The organism is Bacillus sp. 01N42_2 (assembly GCF_056399565.1).
On record NZ_JBFTRO010000002.1, the window covers coordinates 340420 to 362209 of the forward strand.

Here is a 21790-nt window from a genome sequence, read left to right on the forward strand (position 1 = left end):
TATCACCTCGGGCGAATTTCAATTACTACCCCGTCTTTTATGACGATGGTATTTGCCGCTGTTTTTTCATGCCAGTTATCACCGACGTTGATTGAAAGCAGCGCATCGATCTCCTTTTCCTTCACTTCGCTTCCGAGCGGGAGCGAATGTGTCTGGCTTATTTGGAAATCGATCATTTTGATTTTGTCTTGTCTTTTCTCAATGGCTTTTTTAAAAGATTCCGCTACATCGGGATTCTGCTGATCTTTTTCATGTTTTCTAAGCTGAAAATAGAGCTGGCTGCATTCTCGTTCAAGCGTTTGCTTTTTTTCTGCAAAAGAGGCCAAAAGCTTTTCCTTGCTTTGCTCGGTCAGAACCTGCATAACGGTAACCCTGTGAATAATCTGCATAGGACCAGACTCCCCACTCTTCCAACATATTTCTGTTCATTTGCCTTTTTTACGTGTAAAAAAAGGGGAGGTGCCGGCCCTCTCCCTTTCAGTCAAATATTTCAAATTGAACTTTCTTAGAAGACTGTGCGCCAGCTGCAAAAACGACGGTTCGAATCGCTCTTGCAGTCCGGCCTTGCTTTCCGATAATTTTACCGGTATCTGACTTATTGACAGATAAGCGCAGCGCAATCTTTTGATCGGTCTCTTCTTTTGTGACCGTTATGTCTTCCGGATGGTCGACAAGCGGAGCCACAATGCTGACAATCAAATCTTCCAAGTTCTGATCAGTCATTACTTGCCTTGTTTAGCGTTGTGGAATTTTTCCATAATTCCTTGGCTTGAGAACAAGTTGCGGACTGTATCAGAAGGTTTAGCTCCTGTTTGCAGCCATTTAAGAGCAAGCTCTTCGTTGATTTTCACTTCAGCCGGCTTTGCAACCGGGTTGTATGTTCCGACTGTTTCGATGAAACGGCCGTCACGCGGTGAACGAGAATCTGCTACAACAATACGATAGAAAGGAGATTTTTTTGCTCCCATACGTTTTAAACGAATTTTTACTGCCATTTTACTAGCACCTCCGAAAATATTTCAACAAGATAGTATATTAACAATGATAAAAGTGTTTGTAAAGTGTTTTTTCTTAACAACGGTTTTATCATGTATAACCGATTACATAAAAGGTAGTTTAAAGCCTTTTTTCTTCCCTTTTGTCATGTTGGTCATCTGCTTCATCATTTTTTTCATTTCCTCAAACTGCTTTAAAAGACGGTTGACTTCCTGAACGGATGTTCCGCTTCCTTTGGCAATCCGCTTCCGCCGGCTGGCGTTAATGATATCCGGCTGTTCTTTTTCAAGAACAGTCATTGATTTAATGATCGCTTCCACATGATTCAGCTGTTTTTCATCGACTTGGATGTTTTTTAAGCCTTTCATTTTGCCTGCGCCGGGCATCATTTGCAACAGTTCGTCAAGAGGCCCCATGTTTCGGACCTGGCCGAGCTGCTCAAGAAAATCATCCAATGTGAAGCTCATCGTTCTCATTTTCTGCTCAAGCTCTTTGGCTTTGTCTTCATCAACTGTCGCCTGAGCTTTTTCAATCAGGGTTAACACGTCACCCATTCCGAGAATCCGGGATGCCATACGCTCGGGATGGAACGCTTCTAAAGCGTCGAGTTTTTCTCCCATTCCGGCGAATTTAATCGGCGTTTCAGTGACTGCACGGATAGAAAGCGCCGCACCTCCGCGGGTATCCCCGTCAAGCTTTGTTAAAACGACGCCCGTTAAACCGAGCTGGTCATTAAAGCTTTTGGCGACGTTCACCGCATCCTGACCGGTCATTGAGTCGACGACAAGGAAAATTTCTTCAGGGTTTGCGACTTCCTTTACGCCGGAGAGCTCATCCATCAGTTCGTGATCGATGTGCAGCCGTCCGGCGGTATCTAAAATCACATAATCATGATGCTCTTCCTTCGCTTTTTCAATCGCCTGTCTGGCAATTTCCACCGGGCTGACCTGATCGCCAAGCGAAAAGACCGGCATATCAAGCTGTTTCCCCAGTGTTTCCAGCTGCTTAATCGCAGCGGGACGGTAAATATCTGCAGCCACGAGCAGCGGTTTGCGGTTATGTTTTTTGCGCAGCAGGTTGGCGAGCTTCCCCGTGGTTGTCGTTTTACCGGCACCTTGGAGCCCGACCATCATAATAACGGTCGGCGGGCGTTTGGCGACGGCAATTTTGCTTTCTTCGCCGCCCATCAGCTCGGTAAGCTCTTCTTTTACGACTTTAATAACCTGCTGACCGGGTGTCAGACTCTGCATGACGTCCTGTCCGACAGCCCGTTCACTTACTTTTTTCACAAAATCCTTTACGACTTTAAAGTTAACGTCAGCCTCAAGAAGCGCAAGACGAACTTCACGCATCATCTCTTTTACGTCTTGTTCGCTGACTTTTCCTTTTCCGCGGATTTTTGAAATCGTCTTTTGCAGTCGGTCGGCTAATCCTTCAAATGCCATTGTTTGCCGCCTCCTAATCTAATTTCTCAAGCGCTTCAATCAGAGCCGTCATTTTTTCCTCTTCCTGCAAGCCGGAAGCAAGCTCTTTCAGCTTTGTAAACATTTCTTTACGCTCCTGAAACTTTTTAAAAAGGAGCAGTTTTTCTTCATATTGTTCAAGCATCGCTTCAGTCCGTTTGATGTTATCGTAAACGGCTTGCCTTGAAACGTCATACTCTTCGGCTATTTCACCAAGGGAGAAATCGTCCAGATAATAAAGCGACATATAGCTCTTTTGTTTTGACGTCAGCAACGACTGATAGAAGTCAAACAAATAGTTCATTCTCGTCGTTTTTTCGAGCGACATTTGAGCTCTCCCCTTTGTTAAGTCAAATCCCTTTACAAAAACATAGTTTACATGGTTTCAGAGCGTGTGTCAAGTTTTTATCTTGTCAAAGCATGAGGCTCTTTTTACATAATCAGTTTTTAAAAAAATTCGTATAGACCGCCGTTAAAATACTCGAATTCTTGTTTTGATACACGATAGCGGCAATAGCCTTCGTAAAAAGCATTGAGCCATGCTTCATTTGTGACAAAATGACGGATCGCTAATGATTCATCATATCGCGGATCTCCCGCCGATATTCCCGCAGCATCGATAAACAGACAGACCTCTCCGTCTTTCACCAGCACATTATCAGTCGTGCAGTCACCGTGAATCATTGTCTGCTGAACAGGAACAGGTCTGTACCGGTCCAAATCCTTCAAAAGCTCTGCACTTCCTTCAGCCTGTCCTTTTTTGACATATTCCCCGGCTCGTTTGATTTGCAGATCGAGCCAGTCTGTTTCCAGCTGTAAACCAGGGACCATTTCGGTTTCATGCAGCCGTTGCAGAAACTGGCCGAAACTTTTGATCAGCTTTTTCTTTTCAGTATCCCCTTTTGCTTTTCTTAAAGCAGAAGTGAGGGTGATTCCATCCTCAAATGACATGACGATATGGCTGGCATGCTGTTCCTGTATCATCCCATAATAAATAGGAACAGGCAGACGACGAGTTTCCGTCAGTTGTTGTAAAACGAAGGCTTCTCTCATTAACCATTCCCGATACTTCTGTTGAAAAGAACTTTTCAGCAAAAATGCGTCTTGGCCGGTCACTATTTTCCGAACGGTTGAAGTGCCTCCCTGTTCATCCAGCAGCGACATATGGTTTATCGCGCCGATCTTCCTTTCCAATTCAGCTTTCAGCCATTTGTCCAACAACTGCTCCCTCCATTCCGAGTATCAATGCGTATAAAAAAACGAGTATAAAATGGAAGGTTTTATACTCGTTTTTTATTCATTAATCCTCGGCTTTTTCAACTAAATCAGAAAAGAGACCGTATACGTAAGATTCTGCATCAAACCGCTGGAGGTCGTCAACCTTTTCTCCGAGGCCGACCAGTTTCACGGGGATGTGAAGCTCATTGCGGATCGCCAGGACGATACCGCCTTTTGCGGTGCCGTCAAGCTTCGTTAATGCGATACCCGTCACATTCGTCGCTTTGGAGAATTCTTTCGCCTGCGCCATCGCATTCTGACCTGTCGTCGCGTCAAGCGCAAGCAGAACCTCATGCGGAGCCTCAGGCACTTCGCGTTCGATGACGCGTTTGACTTTTTCAAGCTCTTTCATTAAGTTTACTTTATTCTGAAGGCGGCCGGCCGTATCACAAATCAGCACATCCGCGCCTCTTGCTTTAGCCGCGTGTACGGCATCGTAAATAACTGCCGCAGGGTCACTCCCGGCAGCCTGCTTAATGACAGGCACGCCAGTACGCTCCCCCCACACTTCAAGCTGTTCAATCGCCCCGGCTCTGAAGGTGTCTCCGGCAGCAAGCACAACGGATTTGCCTTCATTCTTCAGCTTATGGGCCAGCTTTCCGATCGTTGTCGTTTTTCCGACGCCGTTTACGCCGACAAGAAGAATAACATTTAAGCGCCCGTCCTGAATATTCAGTTCAGAAATCTGTTCGTCGCCGCTGTTATAAATGTCGACGAGCTTTTCAGAAATGACGGACTGCACTTCCTGAGGGTCTTGGATGTTTTTCAGCTTCACTTCTTTTTTGAGCTCGTCGATCAGTTCCATGACCGTTGTGAAACCGACGTCAGCGCTAATCAGCACTTCCTCAAGCTCTTCGAAGAAATCTTCGTCGACTTTCCGGTAGCGTGAGACGAGCTCGTTCACTTTATTTGAGAAGGAATTTCTTGTTTTTTCGAGACCGTCTTTAAATTTTTCAGAGACGGAGTCTGTCTGTTTCGTGATTTTCTCTTTTAATTTTTTAAAAAAGCTCATCTTTCAACCTCTTTCCTCGTTACTGAACGAATTCTTTTGTTTCTTCCAGTTTGACCGAAACCATTCGGGAAACGCCGGATTCCTGCATCGTAACACCGTAGAGGACATCCGCTTCTTCCATGGTGCCTTTTCTGTGGGTGATGACGATAAACTGGCTGTCGCCGCTGTATTTTTTTAAGTATTGCGCAAACCTGAATACATTGGCTTCATCAAGCGCAGCTTCCACTTCATCAAGCACGCAGAACGGAACGGGCCTTACTTTCAAAATGGAGAATAAAAGGGCAATGGCGGTCAGCGCCCGTTCTCCCCCTGACAAAAGATTTAAGTTTTGCAGTTTTTTGCCCGGAGGCTGGGCGATAATGTCCACCCCTGAGTTGAGAAGGTCATTCGGATCGGTCAGCTTCAGTTCAGCGCGCCCTCCTCCGAACAAGGAACGGAACACGTCGTTGAATTGAGAACGGATCTGGATAAACGTTTCATGGAACCGCTTCGTCATTTCTGAATCCATTTCTTCAATGACTTGGAACAGTGTATTTTTCGCATCCGTCAGATCATTTTTCTGCTCCGTTAAAAACTGATACCGTTCGTTCACTCTTTCAAATTCATCGATGCTGCCGAGATTGACCGTTCCGAGCTCTTCAATTGAAAGCTTGATCAGTTTGACCCGTTTTCTCGCCTCTTCAGGCTCGAGTTCGAGCTGATATTGTTCTTTTGCCCCTTCAAAGGATAAGCTGTACTCCTCACGTAAATATTGCAAGAGGTTATCAAGCTCAACTTCCATCCGGCCGAGTTTTACCTCTTCATCTTTCAGAATTTCTGTTTTTTGCCTGTACAGACGCTTCATCTCTTTCAGTTCAAGCTCGTTCGTATCAAGCGCCCTCTGAAGTTTCACACGCTGATCGCGCCGGCTGGCGATCAATTCGATCGTTCTCGTTTTATCGTGAAGCTTATGATGGGCTGCTTCTTCAAGCTGCTCCTCACCGCTTGTGCTGGATGTCATCTCTGAAGTCAGGAGGCTTAAATCTTCCCGTATTTCTTTCAGGGCGAGCTGCGTTTCTTCAAGCTCTTTTTTCAGCCTTTTGAGGTTGTCTTCCTCACTCGAGCACGCCTGTTCTTTTTTCGCCGCGGCCACTTTACATTCCGTCAGTTCATGAGATAGCGTTTCTTTTGTTGAGGATAGGGTCTGCTTTTGTTTTGTCAGCCTGTCCATCTCTTCCTCAAGCTCTTTCAGCTGGCCGGATGCCTCACTCAGCTGTTCTTCCAATGCTGATTTTCGCGCCTCTTTTTCCCGGCTGCTTTCCGTCAGTGATGCTTTCTCCTGATCGTAAAGCTCCAGATGGGTATTGATGTTCTTTTCGGCGACTTCGAGTTCATACAGCCTGCCTTTTACATCCTGCTGCTTTGTTCTGAAAGCCTCACCGTCTTCACGGAGACCGTTCAGCGTATGTTCAAGCTCTTGAATGGCTTGTTTCAGCGATTTGACCTCTTTTTCGAGGCTAGCTGTTTTTTCTTCCATTTCGGCGAGCCGCGCAGTCACCGTCTCAAGCTCACGGCTTCTGCCGAGCAGAGAATTGTTTTTCTTTTTGACTGCGCCGCCTGTCATTGATCCGCCGGGATTGACGACATCGCCTTCAAGCGTCACGATGCGGTAGCGGTGCCCGACAAGCTTGGCAAGTTCATTCGCACCTTTTAAATCTTCAGTGATCAGCACGGTGCCGAGAAGGTTTTCAATGACATTCCGATACGCCGCATCATACGTGACAAGCCCGCTCGCTGCGCCGAGAAAAGACGGATGCTTCGAAGCCGTCTGTTCATCACGGGTTTGGAGCTGGCGCGGTTTCATGACCGTAAGCGGCAGAAACGTCGCGCGGCCGAAGGAATTCTGTTTTAAATATTGAATCGCTTTCCGCGCCGCCTGCTCATCGTCTGTGACAACGTGCTGCGCCGCCGCGCCGAGTGCAATCTCGATCGCCGTTTCATATTTTTGTTCAGTGGAAATCAGTTCGAGAACGGCGCCGCGGATGCCGCCAAGCTGCTCCTTCTGCTTCAGTACTTCTTTTACGCCTTGGTAAAACCCTGAAAAATCGCCTTGCATCGTTTCAAGCATATCTTTTTTGGATCTGGCCTGCTGTACAAATTGATACGCCTGATACAGGGCTGATTCTTTCTTTTCATACTGGCGTTTTTTCTGTTCATATGCGGTCTGGACTTCGCGAAAGCGGCCGACCTGATTGTCAATATCAGCTTCAACTGCGGCCAGTTCTTCTTCGCATGCCGCTTTGCGGACGGAAATATCATTTCGTTCCTGAAGATATTTTTCATTGTTTGCGGTCAGTCTCGCCTGCTGGACGGCAGATTGGGACATCTGGTCATCTAAAAGCTGCAGCTCGTTGCGGATCGACGCCTGACTGTTTAACAATTCGAAGTAATCGCTTTTTAATTGTTCGATTTTCTCTTCGACGTTTTCATTATGAAGGCTGAGCGCCTGCTGCTTTTCTTTCACCTGGGCATTTAACCGCTTCACTTCGGCACGCAGCTTATCAAAGACGGCAGACTGTTTTTCAATAGCCGATTTCAGTTCTGCTTCCTTCTTTGTGTAATGTGTGACCGATTCCTCAAGCTGTTCCCGGTTTTGCGCGGCGTTTTTTTTGCGCTCTTTCAGCACTTCTTTCCGGCCTTCCAGCTTTTCAAGCTCTTCACTTGTCACGAGCAGAACCTGCTGCAGCTCGTTGACGGATTCGTCGAGCGCGTGGATTTTATCTCTCGTCTCTTCTATCGCCGCTTCTTTAGCGGAGATCGCCGACGATTCCGCCAATTCTTCTTCTTTAGCAGCCTGCACCTTGTCTTTTAAACCCGACCATTTGCCATGCAGTTCTTCGATATCAAAGGCTGTTAGGGCGATTTCGACGTGCTCAAGCTCTTTCTTTTTTTCTAAGTAGTCTTTGGCGATTGATGCCTGGATTTTCAGCGGTTCGACCTGATCTTCGAGCTCGTGAAGAATATCTTCCACCCTGTTTAAGTTATCCTGCGTCTCAAACAGTTTGTTTTCCGCTTTTTTCTTTCGTGTTTTATATTTCAGCACGCCTGCCGCTTCTTCAAAAATACTGCGGCGGTCTTCCGCTTTGCTGCTTAAAATCTCTTCGACTTTCCCCTGGCTGATAATGGAAAACGCTTCTTTCCCGAGCCCGGAGTCCATAAATAAGTCAATGATGTCTTTCAGGCGGCAATGCTGATTATTGATGAGAAATTCACTTTCTCCGGAACGGTAAACCCGTCTCGTCACGCTGACTTCGTGATAATCGATCGGGAGAAAATGATCTTCATTATCAAGCGTTAACGTGACTTCCGCAAGGTTAAGCCGCTTGCGTGAATCACTTCCGGCAAAAATGATATCTTCCATTTTTCCGCCCCGAAGCGAGCGGGCTGATTGTTCGCCGAGCACCCAGCGGATGGCTTCGGTTATGTTGCTCTTTCCGCTGCCGTTCGGACCGACAACGGCCGTGACGCCTTTTACAAAGTCAACGGATATCCGTTCTGCAAATGATTTAAATCCTATAACGTCTAAACGTTTGAGGAACATCCCAGATCCTCCTTATCGTATAAGTATCTCAATATTATCATAATCCCCCGCTTATATCAGGCGCAGACATATTGAAATCCCCCTAGGGATACAGGGGGATTTTATTGTTTCGTATGGTGTTTTTGCAATTTTGCAAGAGCTTCCTGTGCGGCGTGCTGCTCGGCTTCTTTTTTGGAACGTCCGTTCCCGATGCCCAGCGCCTCACCTTTAAGAGAGACAAGCGCCTCGAATTCCCGGTTGTGGGCAGGTCCTTTTTCATTGAGAATTTTGTACTCAAGCGATCCTTTTCCGTCCCGCTGCACAAATTCTTGAAGCTGGCTTTTGAAATCCATCACATGAGAAAAAGCACCATCGTTTATTTTAGGGAACACGTACTCTTTCAGGAATTGCTGAACCGGCTCAAGGCCCTGGTCCAGATACAGTGCGCCGATAAACGCTTCAAACACATCCGCTAAAAGCGCAGGACGCTTTCTGCCGCCCGTCATTTCTTCTCCTTTACCCAAAAGAACAAGATCGCCGAATGACAATTCGTGGGCAAGGGAGACGAGTGACGGCTCGCATACGATAGCGGCTCTCAGCTTCGTCAAATCTCCTTCACTCATGGCCGGATATTTGGCAAATAAGAATTGGGAGATCGTCAGTTCCAAAACAGCGTCACCTAAAAATTCAAGCCTTTCATTGTCTTCATACGGCTTTTTCCGATGCTCATTCACATAAGATGAATGTGTAAATGCTTGATACAAAAGTTTCTCGTTTTGAAAATGAACCGAAATCCGTTCTTGGAACTCTTTAAATTGCTCTATTTTTTTATAGAACTTTTTTTTATCTTTAAAATGTGAGTGTTTTGACATAGTAACCTCCATAGGCACATCAGGTTCACCGCGCTTCCCGCCGTAAACGGAATCGGCAGCGCGTACAGCGTCAGACGCCGGTAACCGAACGGTTAAAGGGCTAAAGCCCCGCTGTCAGGCGGGACTTTTAGCATCAGCTTATTGCTGGTTTTGTATGTAGTTCACAGCGTCGCCGACTGTTGCAATCTTTTCAGCATCTTCGTCAGAAATCTCCATATCAAACTCGTCTTCAAGTTCCATAACAAGCTCAACTACATCTAGGGAATCAGCACCTAAGTCTTCCTTGAAAGAAGCTTCAAGTTTGACGTCAGCTTCATCAACGCCAAGGCGGTCTACGATGATTTTCGTTACACGCTCTAATGTATCTGCCATAGCAATTCACCTCCCCTCAAGTATTATAGAGGATTCGTTTTTAAAAAACTAGAGAAACTAGGATGAAATTTTAAAAACAAATCTTTACATCACCATTCCGCCGTCAATATGGAGGGTCTGGCCCGTCATATAACGCGATCCTTCAGAAGCAAGGAACGTGACAACGCTGCTGATATCGGAAGGATCACCGAAACGCGCGAGCGGAATCTGCTTCAGCATTTCATCTTGGACTTCTTTAGAAAGCTTGTCCGTCATATCCGTGGAAATAAAGCCCGGAGCGATGGCGTTGACCGTAATATTACGGCTCGCAAGCTCTTTGGCAGATGACTTTGTCAAGCCGATCACACCGGCTTTTGCCGCCACATAGTTCGCCTGGCCCGGGTTTCCGCTGACGCCTACGATTGATGATACGTTGATAATCCGGCCTGAGCGCTGTTTCATCATCTGTCTAGTCACGGCTTTCGTGCAGTTGAAAACACCTTTCAGGTTAATGTTGATGACGTCATCCCATTCATTTTCTTTCATTCTCATCAGGAGATTGTCCTTTGTGATTCCCGCATTGTTCACGAGAATGTCGATTGAAGAGAATTCGGCGACAGCCTCTTTCATCATGTTTTGTACTTCTTCGGAATTTGATACATCGGCTTTTACCGCGATCGCATTTCGGCCCAAAGATTTGATTTCATCTACGACCTCGTTCGCTTTCGCTTCACTTCCGGAGTAGTTGACAACTACGTTACATCCGTTTTTCGCAAGATCAAGCGCGATCGCCCGCCCGATTCCGCGGGACGCTCCCGTTACGACTGCTGTTTTTTCATTAAGCATCCTGATTCTCCTCCTTCAGCGTTTGAATCGCCAATTCAATGGTTTCATGGTCAGAAACCGCGATTGTTTTCAGACGGCGGTTCACTTTTTTCACAAGGCCTGAAAGCACTTTTCCGGGACCGATTTCAACAAACGTCGTAACGCCTTCGTCAATCAGTTTGTTAATTGTTTCTTCAAAGCGTACAGGTGAATAAAGCTGTTCGATCAGCTTTTTCTTGATATCGTCTTTTTCTGTCATGATGTCAGCCGAAACGTTTGATATAACGGGAACAGCCGCACTTTTCAGCTCACATGCGCTGAGCACTTCTTCGAGTTTTTCCGCCGCGGGCTTCATTAATTCAGAATGGAACGGTCCGCTTACTTCTAGCGGGATCGCCCGTTTTGCCCCGTTGTTTTTCGCTTCTTCTGAAGCAAGCTCCACGCCTTTTGCCGTTCCGGAAATCACGATCTGGCCGGGGCAGTTCAGATTTGCAAGCTGTACGAGGTGGCCGTTTTCTGTCACTTGATCCGTCACCTTTTTCAAGGATTCCGCATCCATTCCGAGAATAGCGGCCATTGCGCCTTCTCCCGCCGGTACGGCTTCATTCATGAATTCTCCCCGTTTTCTTACCGTGTAAACGGCATCTTTAAATGTCATCGCTCCCGCCGCAACGAGCGCCGAATATTCTCCGAGGCTGTGGCCGGCTGTGAAATCCGGCGTGATGCCGGATTCTTTAAACTTTTCCAATACGGCAATGCTTGTTGTTAACAGCGCAGGCTGCGCATTGTATGTAAGGGTTAATTCTTCAGCATCGCCTTCAAAAATGAGCGAGCTCAGCTTTGTTTCAAGCGTTTCATCCGCTTCATCAAAAATACGTTTTGACGCTTCTTCGCGTTCGTACAGGTCTTTTCCCATACCGATATATTGTGATCCCTGTCCGGGAAATAAAAATGCAATCTTACTCATGGTGTGATAACCTCCAGACTACTCATCTGTTTTTTCTTCTTTTACTTCTTCTTCTATAAATGCGGCCACGTTTTGGCTGACCATTTCTCTCGCCTGGCGCAGCGCGTGATAAACAGCGCGTGCATCAGAAGAGCCGTGCGCTTTAATAACAGGCGCCTTTAAACCGAAAAGACTCGCCCCGCCGTACTCAGAATAGTCCATTTTCAGTTTCATTTCCATCAGCTTCGGCTTCAGCACTCCTGCTGCCAGCTTAGAAACAAAACTTGAAGTCAGTGTATCTTTCAGCATTTTGAAAATTGATAACGCTGAACCTTCCAATGTTTTCAACGTGACGTTGCCCGTAAAGCCGTCTGTAACGATAACGTCAGCAGCGCCTTCCAGCAAGTCTCTCGCCTCTACGTTTCCGACAAAATTCACGTTTGTTTCTTTTAATAATTCAAACGTCTTTTTTGTCAGGTCGTTTCCCTTCTTTTCTTCCGTGCCGACATTTAACAAGCCGACGCGCGGCGAGCTGATTCCGAGAACCTGCCGGGCATATACAGATCCCATTATTCCGTACTGGACAAGGTGCTCCGGCTTGGCATCGACATTGGCGCCTACATCTAAAAGAAGGAAACCGTCGCCTGATACGGTCGGAAGCGTCGGCGCAAGGGCCGGCCGGTCGATTCCTTTAATTCTGCCGACAATAAACAGCCCCGCTGTCATCAATGCACCCGTATTCCCCGCTGAAATGCAGGCGTCCGCTCTGTTTTCAGCCACTTCTTGCGCCATCAGCACCATAGAAGAGTTTTTCTTTCTGCGTACGGCGCGGACCGGTTCATCCGTCGGTTCAATCACTTCATCGGCGTGCAATACGGTGATGCGGTCTGATGTTGTTGGCAAGTGTGATTCTATCGTTGTCTTGTCACCGACCAGCGTAATATGAAGATCTTCAAATGCCTCAATACTCTTCATTACTCCGTCAATAACAGCTTTGGGTGCGTTGTCGCCTCCCATTGCATCTACAGCTATTCTCATGCATGCTCCACCTTTATGATTGTTTTGAACGGTACATGTCAAAGTTGCCGGAGAATACGACTTCTTCTCCCACATAACTGTTTACTTCCACTACCGTTCTGCCTTTTTCTTTTTCGACTGCCGTCACTTTGGCTTTCGCAACGACGCGCTCGCCCTCTTTCACCTGTCTTGTAAAGCGGATATTTGCGCTTGCGGTCAGCGCCAGCTCATCATCTATGACGGCTACGGCGAGTGAGTTCGCCTGCGCAAACAAATGATGCCCCCGCGCAATCTGATTGCGGCTGAAAACATGTTCGCGTCTTACTTCTAATATAGAAATGGCCTGGCCGTCAAGCTCCAGATCAATGATTTCACCGATCACTTCATCTAAAGGCAGTGATTTCACTTCATCTTCAAGCGTTTGCTCTGCCACGTTTTTAATTCTTTCCCTCAGCTCCGGTATTGAGAGCTCTAAGCGGTCTAAACGGATCGTCTGAATGCTGACGCCGAATTTCCCCGCTAATTCTTCATCTGTGATGAAGGGTGTCGATTTGATCGTCTGCTGCAATAATTTTTGGCGTTCTTTCTTGCTTCTTCTCATCTATAAACACCATCCGGACAATTAAGACTAGGTACTAATAGTAGTATATAATTTCATAGATTGGAATGCAATGATTGTTTTTTGAAAGCCGCCGAATTTTGCAGAATCAGCTTAATTTCTCCCCTTCTAATACACCACTTGAAAGCAATTGATCACGAAGCATGCTGTACTCGTCATCTTTCCAAAAAGCTTCTGAAGACACAAGATTGGCCGCATCCTGACGGGCCGTCTCCAAAGCTCTGTAGTCATGAACCATATCCGCCACCTTGAACTCGGGCATACCGCTTTGTTTTTTTCCGAAGAAATCGCCGGGACCGCGCAGTTCAAGATCCTTTTCAGACAGTTCAAACCCGTCATTTGTCTCCGACATGATTCTCATCCGCTCTTTCCCGGTTTCGGATTTTGGATCGGCCATCAAGATGCAGAAAGATTGGTGGTCTCCCCGTCCGACCCGGCCGCGGAGCTGATGGAGCTGAGATAATCCGAAACGGTCGGCGTCATAGATGACCATAATTGTCGCATTCGGCACGTTCACCCCGACTTCTACGACGGTTGTTGACACGAGAACCTGACATTGATTGGCGCTGAATTCTCTCATCACCTGATCTTTTTCATCAGAATGGAGTTTCCCGTGCATCAGACCGACATTCCATTTGCCGCGGTACACATCAGACAGCATGTTATATACGTCAATCGCATTCTGCACATCCAGCTTATCCGATTCTTCAATGAGCGGACAGATTATATAGGCTTGTCTGCCCTGTTTCAGCTCTTTTTCAATAAAAGCCAAAATCCGCTCCAGCATGTCGTGTTTCACCCAATACGTTTCGATTTGCTTTCGTCCCGCGGGCATTTCATCTATCACGGAAACATCCATTTCTCCGAAGACGGTAATGGCCAGCGTTCTCGGAATCGGAGTGGCTGTCATAAACAGCACATCCGGATCCTGGCCTTTATTCTTGAGTTTTTTGCGCTGTTCGACCCCGAACCGGTGCTGCTCGTCCGTAATAACAAGGCTCAGCGCTTTAAATTCCACTTCATCCTGGATTAAAGCATGGGTCCCTACTAAAATATCAATCTCTCCGAGAGCAAGCCGCTCCAAAAGCTCCCTGCGCCGCTTTCCTTTTACAGAACTCGTCAAAAGCGCGATATTCACGTCTTCATTTGCAAACAACGATACGAGAGAGTCGGCATGCTGTTCGGCCAGAATTTCTGTCGGCACCATTAATGCCCCCTGATACCCCGACAGAATCGCAGCGTACAAAGCGATGGCGGCGACCGCCGTTTTTCCCGAACCGACATCACCTTGCAGCAGACGGTTCATTCTGTATGGCGATGTCATATCAGCGGTAATTTCACGGAGCACGCGCATCTGTGCGTTCGTGAGCGAAAACGGAAGGCTGTCTGTGAAAGCGGCGAGCTTTTCAGCAGGATACACGTGGCTGATCCCTTTTGACTGTTCTCTTTCCGCTTTACGGAACGCCTGCATCTTCAGCTGAAACAATAAGAATTCTTCGTACACAAACCGGCGTCTTGCCTGCTGCAGCGATTCCCTCGTCTCCGGCTGATGCATCGTCTGCAGGGCTTGTTTGTAATCAAGCAGCTTGTAGCGGATTCTCAATTTTTCAGGAAGCGGATCGGCCGCACTGTCCAAATGATGCTGCAGCGCATCCTTAATAAATCGTCTCATCATTTTAACGGTGACGTTTTCTTTAACGGAATAAACAGGCTCAATGCTTTTATCTTCTTGATGAGGACCGTTTTTTAGTTCCTGCACGGATACGGTCTGCCTGTGTTTATCCCATTTACCGGATATCGTGACGACAGAACCGAGCGTCAGTTTCTTTTTTAAGTACGGACGGTTAAAACAGACCGCGGTAATTAAATAATTGCCGACAAGCACTCTGAATGTCAGCCTGTTTCGTTTTTTGCCGTAATAGGTAAGAGAAGGTTCTGAATGAACCTTCCCTTCTACCGTCACTCTTTCTTCATGTTTTACTTCCTCTAAATCCCTCAGCTCATAGTCGTCATAACGGTAAGGGAAATAATTCAGAAGATCAGAAATGTCATAGATACCCAGTTCGTGCAATGTTTTTTCTGTTTCCGGCCCAATGCCCTTAATCTCCGCTATACTAGTTTGCTGATGGTGTTTCACTTGATTTCAGCGCTCCTCCGAAAATTTTTTTCTCTAATTCTCTTCCCGTCGGTGTCGCGGCTAAACCGCCTTGTCCCGTTTCACGCAGTGCTGTCGGCATCGTCTGGCCGATTTTGTACATCGCGTCTATTACCTCATCGCAAGGAATGCGGCTCGTAATCCCTGCCAGCGCCATATCCGCCGCGATCATCGCATTGGAGGCTCCCATTGCGTTCCGTTTGACACACGGCACTTCTACCAGGCCGGCGACCGGATCACATACGAGACCGAGCATATTTTTCAGCGTAATCGCCATTGCTTCCGCTGATTGCTGAGGCGTTCCGCCCGCCATTTCCACAATCGCAGCGGCAGCCATACCGGATGCTGATCCGACTTCCGCCTGACAGCCTCCAGCCGCTCCCGAAATACTCGCGTTATTTGCTACGACAAAACCGAACGCGCCGGCTGTAAACAGAAAACGGATCATTTGTTCCGTCGTAGGGTTCAGCTTATGCTTTACGGCGAATAACGTTCCCGGCACAACCCCGGCAGAGCCGGCGGTCGGTGTAGCGCAGATCGTTCCCATCGCCGCATTGACTTCATTTGTGGCTACAGCTTTAGACACGGCGTCTAAAATCAGATTGCCTGACAGGCTTTTTCCCGATTGGATGTACGCCTGCAGTTTCACGGCATCTCCTCCTGTTAAACCGGTCTGGCTCGTGACGCCGTTCAGCCCTTTTTCAACCGCCGCTTCCATGACGGAAAGATTGCGTTCCATTCCTTGAAAGATCTCTTCCCGCGTTTTTTGTGTCACTTCCATCTCTTGGGTGATCATCACTTCTGAGATCGGAATTTGTTTTTCTTGAGTGATTTCTATTAATTCTTTTACATTACGAAACATGTCATTTTCCTCCTGACTTTTTAGTCAGCTATCTTAGTAACCTGTATAATATTAGGAAGTGTTGAAAGTTCGTCCAGCACTTCTTCTTCAATATTCTGATCGACCTCAATCGTCATCAGCGCAAGCTGGCCGACTTCCTTACGCGCCACTTCCATATGTCCGACGTTGATTGAGAATTTCGCAAGCACATTGGCAACGCCTGCAATTGTGCCGAATTTATCATTATGAACGACTAAAATAGCCGGGTGGTTCCCGGAAAGTCGCAGCTCAAAGCCGTTAAGCTCCGTAATTTCTATTTTCCCGCCGCCGATTGAAATACCGGTTAAGGCAAGCTCCCCCTCATCATCAGAAATGATGATACGCGCCGTATTCGGATGAACGGGCACGGCATCCTCTGTGCGGAACTCTATATCTATGCCCTTCTCTTCAGCAATTTGAATCGCTGTTTTAATCCGTTCATCAAATGTATCAAAATCAAGCAGGCCGCCGATAATCGCGACATCAGTGCCGTGGCCCTTATACGTCTCTGCAAATGATCCGTAAAAAGACACAACGATCCGGCGGGGCTCCCGTCTGAATAAGCTTCTGGCCACTCTGCCGATCCGGGCTGCGCCTGCGGTGTGTGAACTGGACGGGCCGATCATTACCGGGCCGATAATATCAAAAACGCTTCTATATTTCATGCTGGTTTGTTCCTCCTTAACATCACTTCATTCAGCGCTTTTCTTTAGACTAATTGAACATTTATCAATTGGCAAGCAGGCACACTGCCGCACTGCCGCAGGTAAATTAAGGCATAAGAATAGAAGGGCCTGATAAGCCCTTCTATTCTGCCGCAAATATATATGGATAAAGAGGCTGTCTGCCGTTATGGATTTCAACTTCGATATCTTCACAGACGCTTGTAATATACTCAGCGAGTTTCTCAGCTTCTTCTTCCGGCGCGTCTTCTCCGTACAGGATGGTGACGATTTCATCTTCTTCTCCGATCATCTCATCCAGCAGTAATTTCGCCGCATTTATCCGGTCTTCGGCGCTGCCGATAATCGAACTGTTTAAAATGCCGATAAAATCACCTTTTTTTATATCCTTGCCGTCGATATGGGTGTCTCTGACTGAATATGTCACCTGTCCGCTTTTCACATTCCGGATGGCTTCAAGCATATTGGCTTCATTTACATCAGCCGGCTGGTCAGGGTTAAACGCAAGCAGGGCGGTCATGCCTTGAGGCACCGTTTTTGCCGGAATGACAATGACATTTTCTTCAGCCACGCTCGCCGCCTGATTGGCAGCCATCACAATATTGGAATTGTTCGGAAGAATGAAAACCGTTTCCGCATTCACAGACTGAACGGCTTCAACAATATCTTCTGTGCTCGGATTCATTGTCTGGCCGCCTTCGATAACGTGTGAGGCGCCGATGCTCGCAAACAGTTCAGAAATGCCTTCGCCCATTGCCACAGTCACGATCCCAAAAGGTTTACGGGATTCTTTCATTACACCGGCCGGCTTTTTTTCATCATGTTCTTGGCTGATGATGGACGTATGCTGCTCTCTCATGTTTTCAATTTTGATTTTAATCAAATCGCCGTAACGCTGCGCGAGATTCAGCACGTTCCCTGGCTCTTCGGCATGAATGTGAACTTTCGCCAGCGTATCATCAGCCACGACCAGCAATGAGTCACCGAAACGGCTCAGTTCATTTCTGAATGTCTCTTCTTCGAACGTCCGTTTATCTTGATCCAGCCTTACCATCACTTCCGTACAAAATCCGAATTCAATGTCTTCTGTACTCAGCATGCTCTGCGCGCTTTTATGATGTTCGGCATTCACCATATCATCGAGTGCCGGAAGAACCGCTTTTTTCGGTACGGACTCTCCTTTTAAGGAAGCCAAAAAGCCTTCATATACACAAAGCAGACCTTTTCCGCCGCTGTCAACGACACCGACGTCCTTTAAAACAGGAAGCAGATCCGGCGTGCGGTTGAGCGACGCTTCCGCTTCTTCAATAACGGCCTCCATGAGAGCAATGATATCGGTTTCTTCTTTGGCCGAGGCGACCGCTTTTTTAGCCGCGTCCTTTGCCACGGTTAAAATCGTTCCTTCAACCGGTTTCATGACTGCCTTATATGCCATATCCACTCCCGCTTGGAGTGCGGCGGCAAATTCTTGGGCATTTATTTCTTTTTTGTTTTCAATGCTCTTTGTGAAACCTCTGAATAATTGGGACAGGATCACCCCTGAGTTTCCTCTTGCTCCCATAAGCAGGCCTTTTGACAGGGCGATGCCGACTTTGCCGATGTCAGGTGAGTCAAGGTGTTCTACCTCTCTTGCACCGGATGACATCGATAAATTCATGTTTGTTCCGGTATCGCCGTCCGGCACGGGAAACACGTTCAGCGCATCCACCGCGGATGCGTTTTGAGACAATGTCTCAGCCCCCGCCAGAATCATTGCCGCAAAAGCTCTCCCATCTAAGTTTCGTCTAGACAATACTCATCCTCCTCACTACGGGTTCGTTACTCGTACGCCTTGGACATAAATATTTACAGAATCAACTGCAAGTCCGATTGTTTGATTTACTGTGTATTTTACCTTCGTCTGAACATTGTGGGCTACTTCGGATATTTTAGTGCCGTAGCTGACAATAATGTACATGTCGATATGTATTTGTTCTGCTTCCTGACGGACATGTACGCCTTTTGCAAAGTTCTCTTTCCGGAGGATTTCAGACAAACCGTCTTTAATCTGGTTTTTAGAGGCCATCCCCACTATTCCGTAACAGTCAATGGCAGCGCCTCCGGCAACCATTGCGATGACTTCGTTGGATATATCAATCTGTCCGTATTTTGTCTTCATTTCAATGGACACACAGGTTCCTCCTTCAGGTGCATAGAGTTATCATTATTCTACTATATGTATCCCATTATGAAAAGAAAAGATACAGACAGCGGCGCTCCAGCGCGGAAATGTGATTGGTTTTACATGTCAAGTGATTTTTCTTGAAAGTAAGGTAAACAATAGTTGCAAACGGTTTTTAGCTGTGGTAAATTATTTAAAGTATTGTATAACGAAAGCATCTGAGACACTATGTTTGAAAAGATGTTTCGCGCAGTTAGGAGGGAAACAAATGGCACGTAAATGTTTTATTACAGGTAAAAAAACAAAAGCCGGAAACAACCGTTCTCACGCAATGAACGCTTCTAAACGTACTTGGGGCGCCAACCTTCAAAAGGTCCGCATCCTCGTTGACGGCAAACCTAAAAAAGTATATGTATCTGCCCGGGCTTTAAAATCCGGAAAAGTTGAGCGTGTATAAGCAAAAATGAACGCCTGCCCTTTTATGCGGCAGGCGTTTTTTATGCGTTCAAAGAGGGCGATTTCAGCTCCTAGGGCCTACTCTTTTCTAAATGAGCCCAGCATCGCCCGGACAATTCCTCCTAAAAACTTCGGCAATTTAATGGTATAAAATTTCATTTTGTCCCCTCCTATAAGTTCCGTATCCGCTGCGTTCATCACTTTAGGATTCATGGTTTTTTCCGCATATGGCAGAAGCCGCTTTTTTAATCCGCGCTCCTTACCATTATTAATATGCCTTTTGCAAACGAAAAAGTACCTCGTGAATGAATGAGTTCGTTACTAATACATAGTGTGGAACCCATGGGAATATGACAATTATCCAGAGGATATTTAAAACCGTCGAGCGTCAGGCCGTCTGCCGCTTCAGCAAACGGAATAAAAGAAACATAGCGTCTGCTGCTTTTTTCTTCAATTGTATAACGGCCGGGTCCGAACATCTGAATCTCATTCTGCCTGTCGATCAGTTTAACATCAGTGTCCTTATTTACGGCTTTATACAGCAGCTGAATGTTCCCTAAAAAATGATCGGCTCTTCCGCCCGTCACACCGAATATCCGAATGTGCTCCGGTTCTTTTTGTAAAGCCCAGTCAAGAGCGAGTTCCAGATCGGTATAATCTTTTTCCGCCTGATACACATGGAGGGACGGCGCAGCTTCTTGAATCTGCAGGAGTTCTTCTTCCGTAATGCTGTCAAAATCACCGAAAGCTTCCTGCGGAATGAACCCGGCCTCCAAAAGAGCGACCGTCCCTTTATCCACTCCGACCCACGTCGTATCTCCGTCTGTGTACGCGGACAGCTCGGGAATAAACTCCCGGGGGCCGCCCGCAACAATATTGATTGTCTTCATATATTATCCTTTCTCTCTTAAATACGAAAAGAGCCGGCGGCTTTCACCGGGCTCTTTTTCAGCATGTTTATTCTGCGTTTCGGATGTCAGCGATGGCTTTTTTCCGATCCGGCTGATTATATACGGCAGACCCGGCAACAAGCAGGTTGGCGCCCGCTTCAGCGCATAAAGGAGCTGTTTCTTTATTAACGCCGCCGTCCACCTCGATTAAAAGCTCAGAAAGGCCTTTCTCCTCAGCCAGCTGTTTGACCTGACGGATCTTCGGCAGGACCGAATGAATGAAGCGCTGTCCTCCAAAACCGGGGTTAACCGTCATTAACAGCACAAGGTCCAGCTCATCGATCACATGTTCAATGATTTGAACGGGCGTATGCGGATTGAGCACAACTCCCGCTTTTACCCCCTGCTCTTTTATCAATTGAATGGTCCGGTGAAGATGCGGACATGCCTCGGCGTGGACGGAAAGGATGTCCGCACCGGCTTTTGCGAATGCCGGGATGTAGCGGTCCGGGTTTTCAATCATAAGATGGACATCCAGCGGCAGATCAGTCACCGGACGGACGGCTTCAACGATAAGCGGCCCGATTGTAATGTTAGGGACGAAATGGCCATCCATGACATCAATATGGATATAGTCCGCCCCTCCTTTTTCCACGTCTTTAATTTCCTCGCCCAGTGAAGCAAAATCGGCGGAAAGAATTGATGGCGCAACCTTAATCATATTAATACCTCGGCTTTCTCTCTTTTATTTCCTGCATAAATTCTTTGTAATGCTCATAGCGGTATGTCCGGATGTCTCCTTCTTCCACCGCTTGCTTTACCGCGCATTTCGGCTCCTTAAGATGCAGACAGCCTCTGAATTTGCACGAGGCGCTTATGTCTCTGATCTCAGGGAACGTGCTGCCGAGCTCTTCTTCTTCAATATCGGTAAACTCAAGCGAACTGAACCCGGGAGTATCCGCCACAAGACCGCCTGATGTATGAATGAGCTCCACATGTCGCGTCGTATGTTTCCCGCGTCCTAAATGTGCGGAAATCTCGTTTGTTTTCAGTTCAAGCTCCGGGCTGATCGCATTTAAAAGCGAAGATTTTCCGACTCCGGACTGGCCGGCAAACACCGTGGTTTTGTTCCCGAAGTGTTTCACAATGTCTGTTAAGCCGCTGTTTTCTTTTGATGATGTCACATATACGTCATAACCGATCGCCTGATAGTCTTTCACATAAGACAGAATCTTCTCTTTCGTTTCCGCGTCTGAAGTTAAGTCCATTTTGGTTATGCAGATGATCGGGTGAATGCCGTTGGCTTCCACAAGGACGAGAAAACGGTCCAATAATGACGTGCTGAACGCCGGCTGAACGGCGGAAAAGACGAGAACGGCCTGATCGACGTTTGAAATCGGCGGCCTGATCAGCTCGTTTGTTCGTTCTTTGATTTCCAGCAGGTAGCCTTCTTTATCATTTTCAGCCTGATAAACGGCATAATCACCGACAAGAGGCGTTATTTTATTTTTTCTGAAAATGCCCCGGCCCCTGCATTGAATGATCTTGTTCTGTGATTCATCCAAGACATAATAGAATCCGCTTAATGCTTTAATAATTTTGCCCTCAGGCATACGGTCCCTCCTTG

24 protein-coding genes are annotated in these 21790 nt (G+C 47.0%); 1 reads left to right on the forward strand and 23 read right to left on the reverse strand.

The genetic code is table 11. The features are described from left to right. Window positions 1-2: 2 nt before the first annotated feature. From AC1DN5_RS05380 to AC1DN5_RS05470, 19 genes are all read right to left on the reverse strand, one after another. The gene (locus tag AC1DN5_RS05380) at window positions 3-389 is read right to left on the reverse strand and encodes a YlqD family protein (protein WP_016936141.1); all 387 of its coding nucleotides are present in this window, start codon (window positions 387-389) and stop codon (window positions 3-5) included. An 88-nt stretch (window positions 390-477) separates the two neighbouring features. Further along, window positions 478-723 (reverse strand): KH domain-containing protein, encoded by a 246-nt coding sequence (locus tag AC1DN5_RS05385; RefSeq protein ID WP_007611392.1) that lies wholly within the window; start codon window positions 721-723, stop codon window positions 478-480. After that, window positions 723-995 carry a 30S ribosomal protein S16 gene (gene rpsP / locus AC1DN5_RS05390; RefSeq protein WP_003154296.1) on the reverse strand — a complete coding sequence of 91 codons (273 nt, stop codon included), beginning with the start codon at window positions 993-995 and terminating at the stop codon, window positions 723-725. Before rpsP ends, AC1DN5_RS05385 begins: the two co-directional genes overlap by 1 nt. Before the next feature lie 105 nt (window positions 996-1100). After that, complete coding sequence (ffh, locus tag AC1DN5_RS05395; protein WP_047475037.1) at window positions 1101-2441, reverse strand: signal recognition particle protein; 1341 nt, start codon at window positions 2439-2441, stop codon at window positions 1101-1103. 13 nt (window positions 2442-2454) lie between these two features. Next, the gene (locus AC1DN5_RS05400; protein ID WP_003154299.1) at window positions 2455-2787 is read right to left on the reverse strand and encodes a putative DNA-binding protein; all 333 of its coding nucleotides are present in this window, start codon (window positions 2785-2787) and stop codon (window positions 2455-2457) included. A 119-nt stretch (window positions 2788-2906) separates the two neighbouring features. Then, window positions 2907-3677, reverse strand: coding sequence for a phosphotransferase family protein (locus AC1DN5_RS05405; protein ID WP_045926115.1), 771 nt, complete (start codon window positions 3675-3677; stop codon window positions 2907-2909). A gap of 82 nt (window positions 3678-3759) precedes the next feature. Further along, window positions 3760-4749 (reverse strand): signal recognition particle-docking protein FtsY, encoded by a 990-nt coding sequence (gene ftsY / locus AC1DN5_RS05410; protein ID WP_047475039.1) that lies wholly within the window; start codon window positions 4747-4749, stop codon window positions 3760-3762. Between the two features lie 19 nt (window positions 4750-4768). After that, the gene (gene smc / locus AC1DN5_RS05415; protein WP_366969399.1) at window positions 4769-8329 is read right to left on the reverse strand and encodes a chromosome segregation protein SMC; all 3561 of its coding nucleotides are present in this window, start codon (window positions 8327-8329) and stop codon (window positions 4769-4771) included. Between the two features lie 101 nt (window positions 8330-8430). Then, window positions 8431-9180, reverse strand: a complete 750-nt coding sequence (gene rncS / locus AC1DN5_RS05420) for a ribonuclease III (RefSeq protein WP_003154303.1) — start codon at window positions 9178-9180, stop codon at window positions 8431-8433. Window positions 9181-9318: 138 nt separating this feature from the next. Beyond that, window positions 9319-9552 carry an acyl carrier protein gene (gene acpP, locus AC1DN5_RS05425; RefSeq protein ID WP_003154310.1) on the reverse strand — a complete coding sequence of 78 codons (234 nt, stop codon included), beginning with the start codon at window positions 9550-9552 and terminating at the stop codon, window positions 9319-9321. Between the two features lie 84 nt (window positions 9553-9636). Further along, complete coding sequence (gene fabG, locus AC1DN5_RS05430) at window positions 9637-10377, reverse strand: 3-oxoacyl-[acyl-carrier-protein] reductase (RefSeq protein WP_016936146.1); 741 nt, start codon at window positions 10375-10377, stop codon at window positions 9637-9639. Next, on the reverse strand, window positions 10370-11323 hold the full coding sequence (fabD, locus tag AC1DN5_RS05435) for an ACP S-malonyltransferase (protein ID WP_016936147.1): 954 nt from the start codon (window positions 11321-11323) through the stop codon (window positions 10370-10372). The genes fabG and fabD overlap by 8 nt, the downstream gene beginning before the upstream one ends. Window positions 11324-11341: 18 nt before the next feature. Further along, window positions 11342-12340, reverse strand: a complete 999-nt coding sequence (plsX, locus tag AC1DN5_RS05440; protein ID WP_045926113.1) for a phosphate acyltransferase PlsX — start codon at window positions 12338-12340, stop codon at window positions 11342-11344. A gap of 13 nt (window positions 12341-12353) precedes the next feature. Then, window positions 12354-12920 (reverse strand): transcription factor FapR, encoded by a 567-nt coding sequence (gene fapR / locus AC1DN5_RS05445; RefSeq protein WP_016936149.1) that lies wholly within the window; start codon window positions 12918-12920, stop codon window positions 12354-12356. A gap of 106 nt (window positions 12921-13026) precedes the next feature. After that, entirely contained in the window at window positions 13027-15075 is a 2049-nt protein-coding gene (gene recG / locus AC1DN5_RS05450; protein WP_045926111.1) for an ATP-dependent DNA helicase RecG, read from the reverse strand. Beyond that, window positions 15053-15955, reverse strand: coding sequence for an L-serine ammonia-lyase, iron-sulfur-dependent, subunit alpha (sdaAA, locus tag AC1DN5_RS05455; RefSeq protein WP_045926110.1), 903 nt, complete (start codon window positions 15953-15955; stop codon window positions 15053-15055). The genes recG and sdaAA overlap by 23 nt, the downstream gene beginning before the upstream one ends. A 20-nt stretch (window positions 15956-15975) precedes the next feature. Next, window positions 15976-16638 carry an L-serine ammonia-lyase, iron-sulfur-dependent subunit beta gene (sdaAB, locus tag AC1DN5_RS05460; protein WP_064778898.1) on the reverse strand — a complete coding sequence of 221 codons (663 nt, stop codon included), beginning with the start codon at window positions 16636-16638 and terminating at the stop codon, window positions 15976-15978. A gap of 142 nt (window positions 16639-16780) precedes the next feature. After that, a complete protein-coding gene (locus AC1DN5_RS05465) occupies window positions 16781-18448 on the reverse strand; it encodes a DAK2 domain-containing protein (protein WP_095240732.1) in 1668 nt (555 codons plus the stop codon). A 15-nt stretch (window positions 18449-18463) separates the two neighbouring features. After that, a complete protein-coding gene (locus tag AC1DN5_RS05470) occupies window positions 18464-18826 on the reverse strand; it encodes an Asp23/Gls24 family envelope stress response protein (RefSeq protein ID WP_016936154.1) in 363 nt (120 codons plus the stop codon). A gap of 259 nt (window positions 18827-19085) precedes the next feature. Here AC1DN5_RS05470 and rpmB point away from each other — a divergent pair, with 259 nt between their 5' ends. Continuing rightward, complete coding sequence (gene rpmB / locus AC1DN5_RS05475) at window positions 19086-19274, forward strand: 50S ribosomal protein L28 (RefSeq protein ID WP_003154328.1); 189 nt, start codon at window positions 19086-19088, stop codon at window positions 19272-19274. A 77-nt stretch (window positions 19275-19351) separates the two neighbouring features. Here rpmB and spoVM read toward each other — a convergent pair whose 3' ends face one another. The 4 genes from spoVM to rsgA form a co-directional block, all read right to left on the reverse strand. After that, the gene (gene spoVM, locus AC1DN5_RS05480) at window positions 19352-19432 is read right to left on the reverse strand and encodes a stage V sporulation protein SpoVM (RefSeq protein ID WP_003154329.1); all 81 of its coding nucleotides are present in this window, start codon (window positions 19430-19432) and stop codon (window positions 19352-19354) included. An 86-nt stretch (window positions 19433-19518) separates the two neighbouring features. Beyond that, window positions 19519-20163 carry a thiamine diphosphokinase gene (locus AC1DN5_RS05485; RefSeq protein WP_016936155.1) on the reverse strand — a complete coding sequence of 215 codons (645 nt, stop codon included), beginning with the start codon at window positions 20161-20163 and terminating at the stop codon, window positions 19519-19521. Between the two features lie 67 nt (window positions 20164-20230). After that, the gene (gene rpe / locus AC1DN5_RS05490) at window positions 20231-20884 is read right to left on the reverse strand and encodes a ribulose-phosphate 3-epimerase (RefSeq protein ID WP_016936156.1); all 654 of its coding nucleotides are present in this window, start codon (window positions 20882-20884) and stop codon (window positions 20231-20233) included. 1 nt (window position 20885) lies between these two features. Further along, window positions 20886-21776 (reverse strand): ribosome small subunit-dependent GTPase A, encoded by an 891-nt coding sequence (rsgA, locus tag AC1DN5_RS05495; RefSeq protein WP_095240734.1) that lies wholly within the window; start codon window positions 21774-21776, stop codon window positions 20886-20888. Between the last annotated feature and the right edge of the window lie 14 nt (window positions 21777-21790).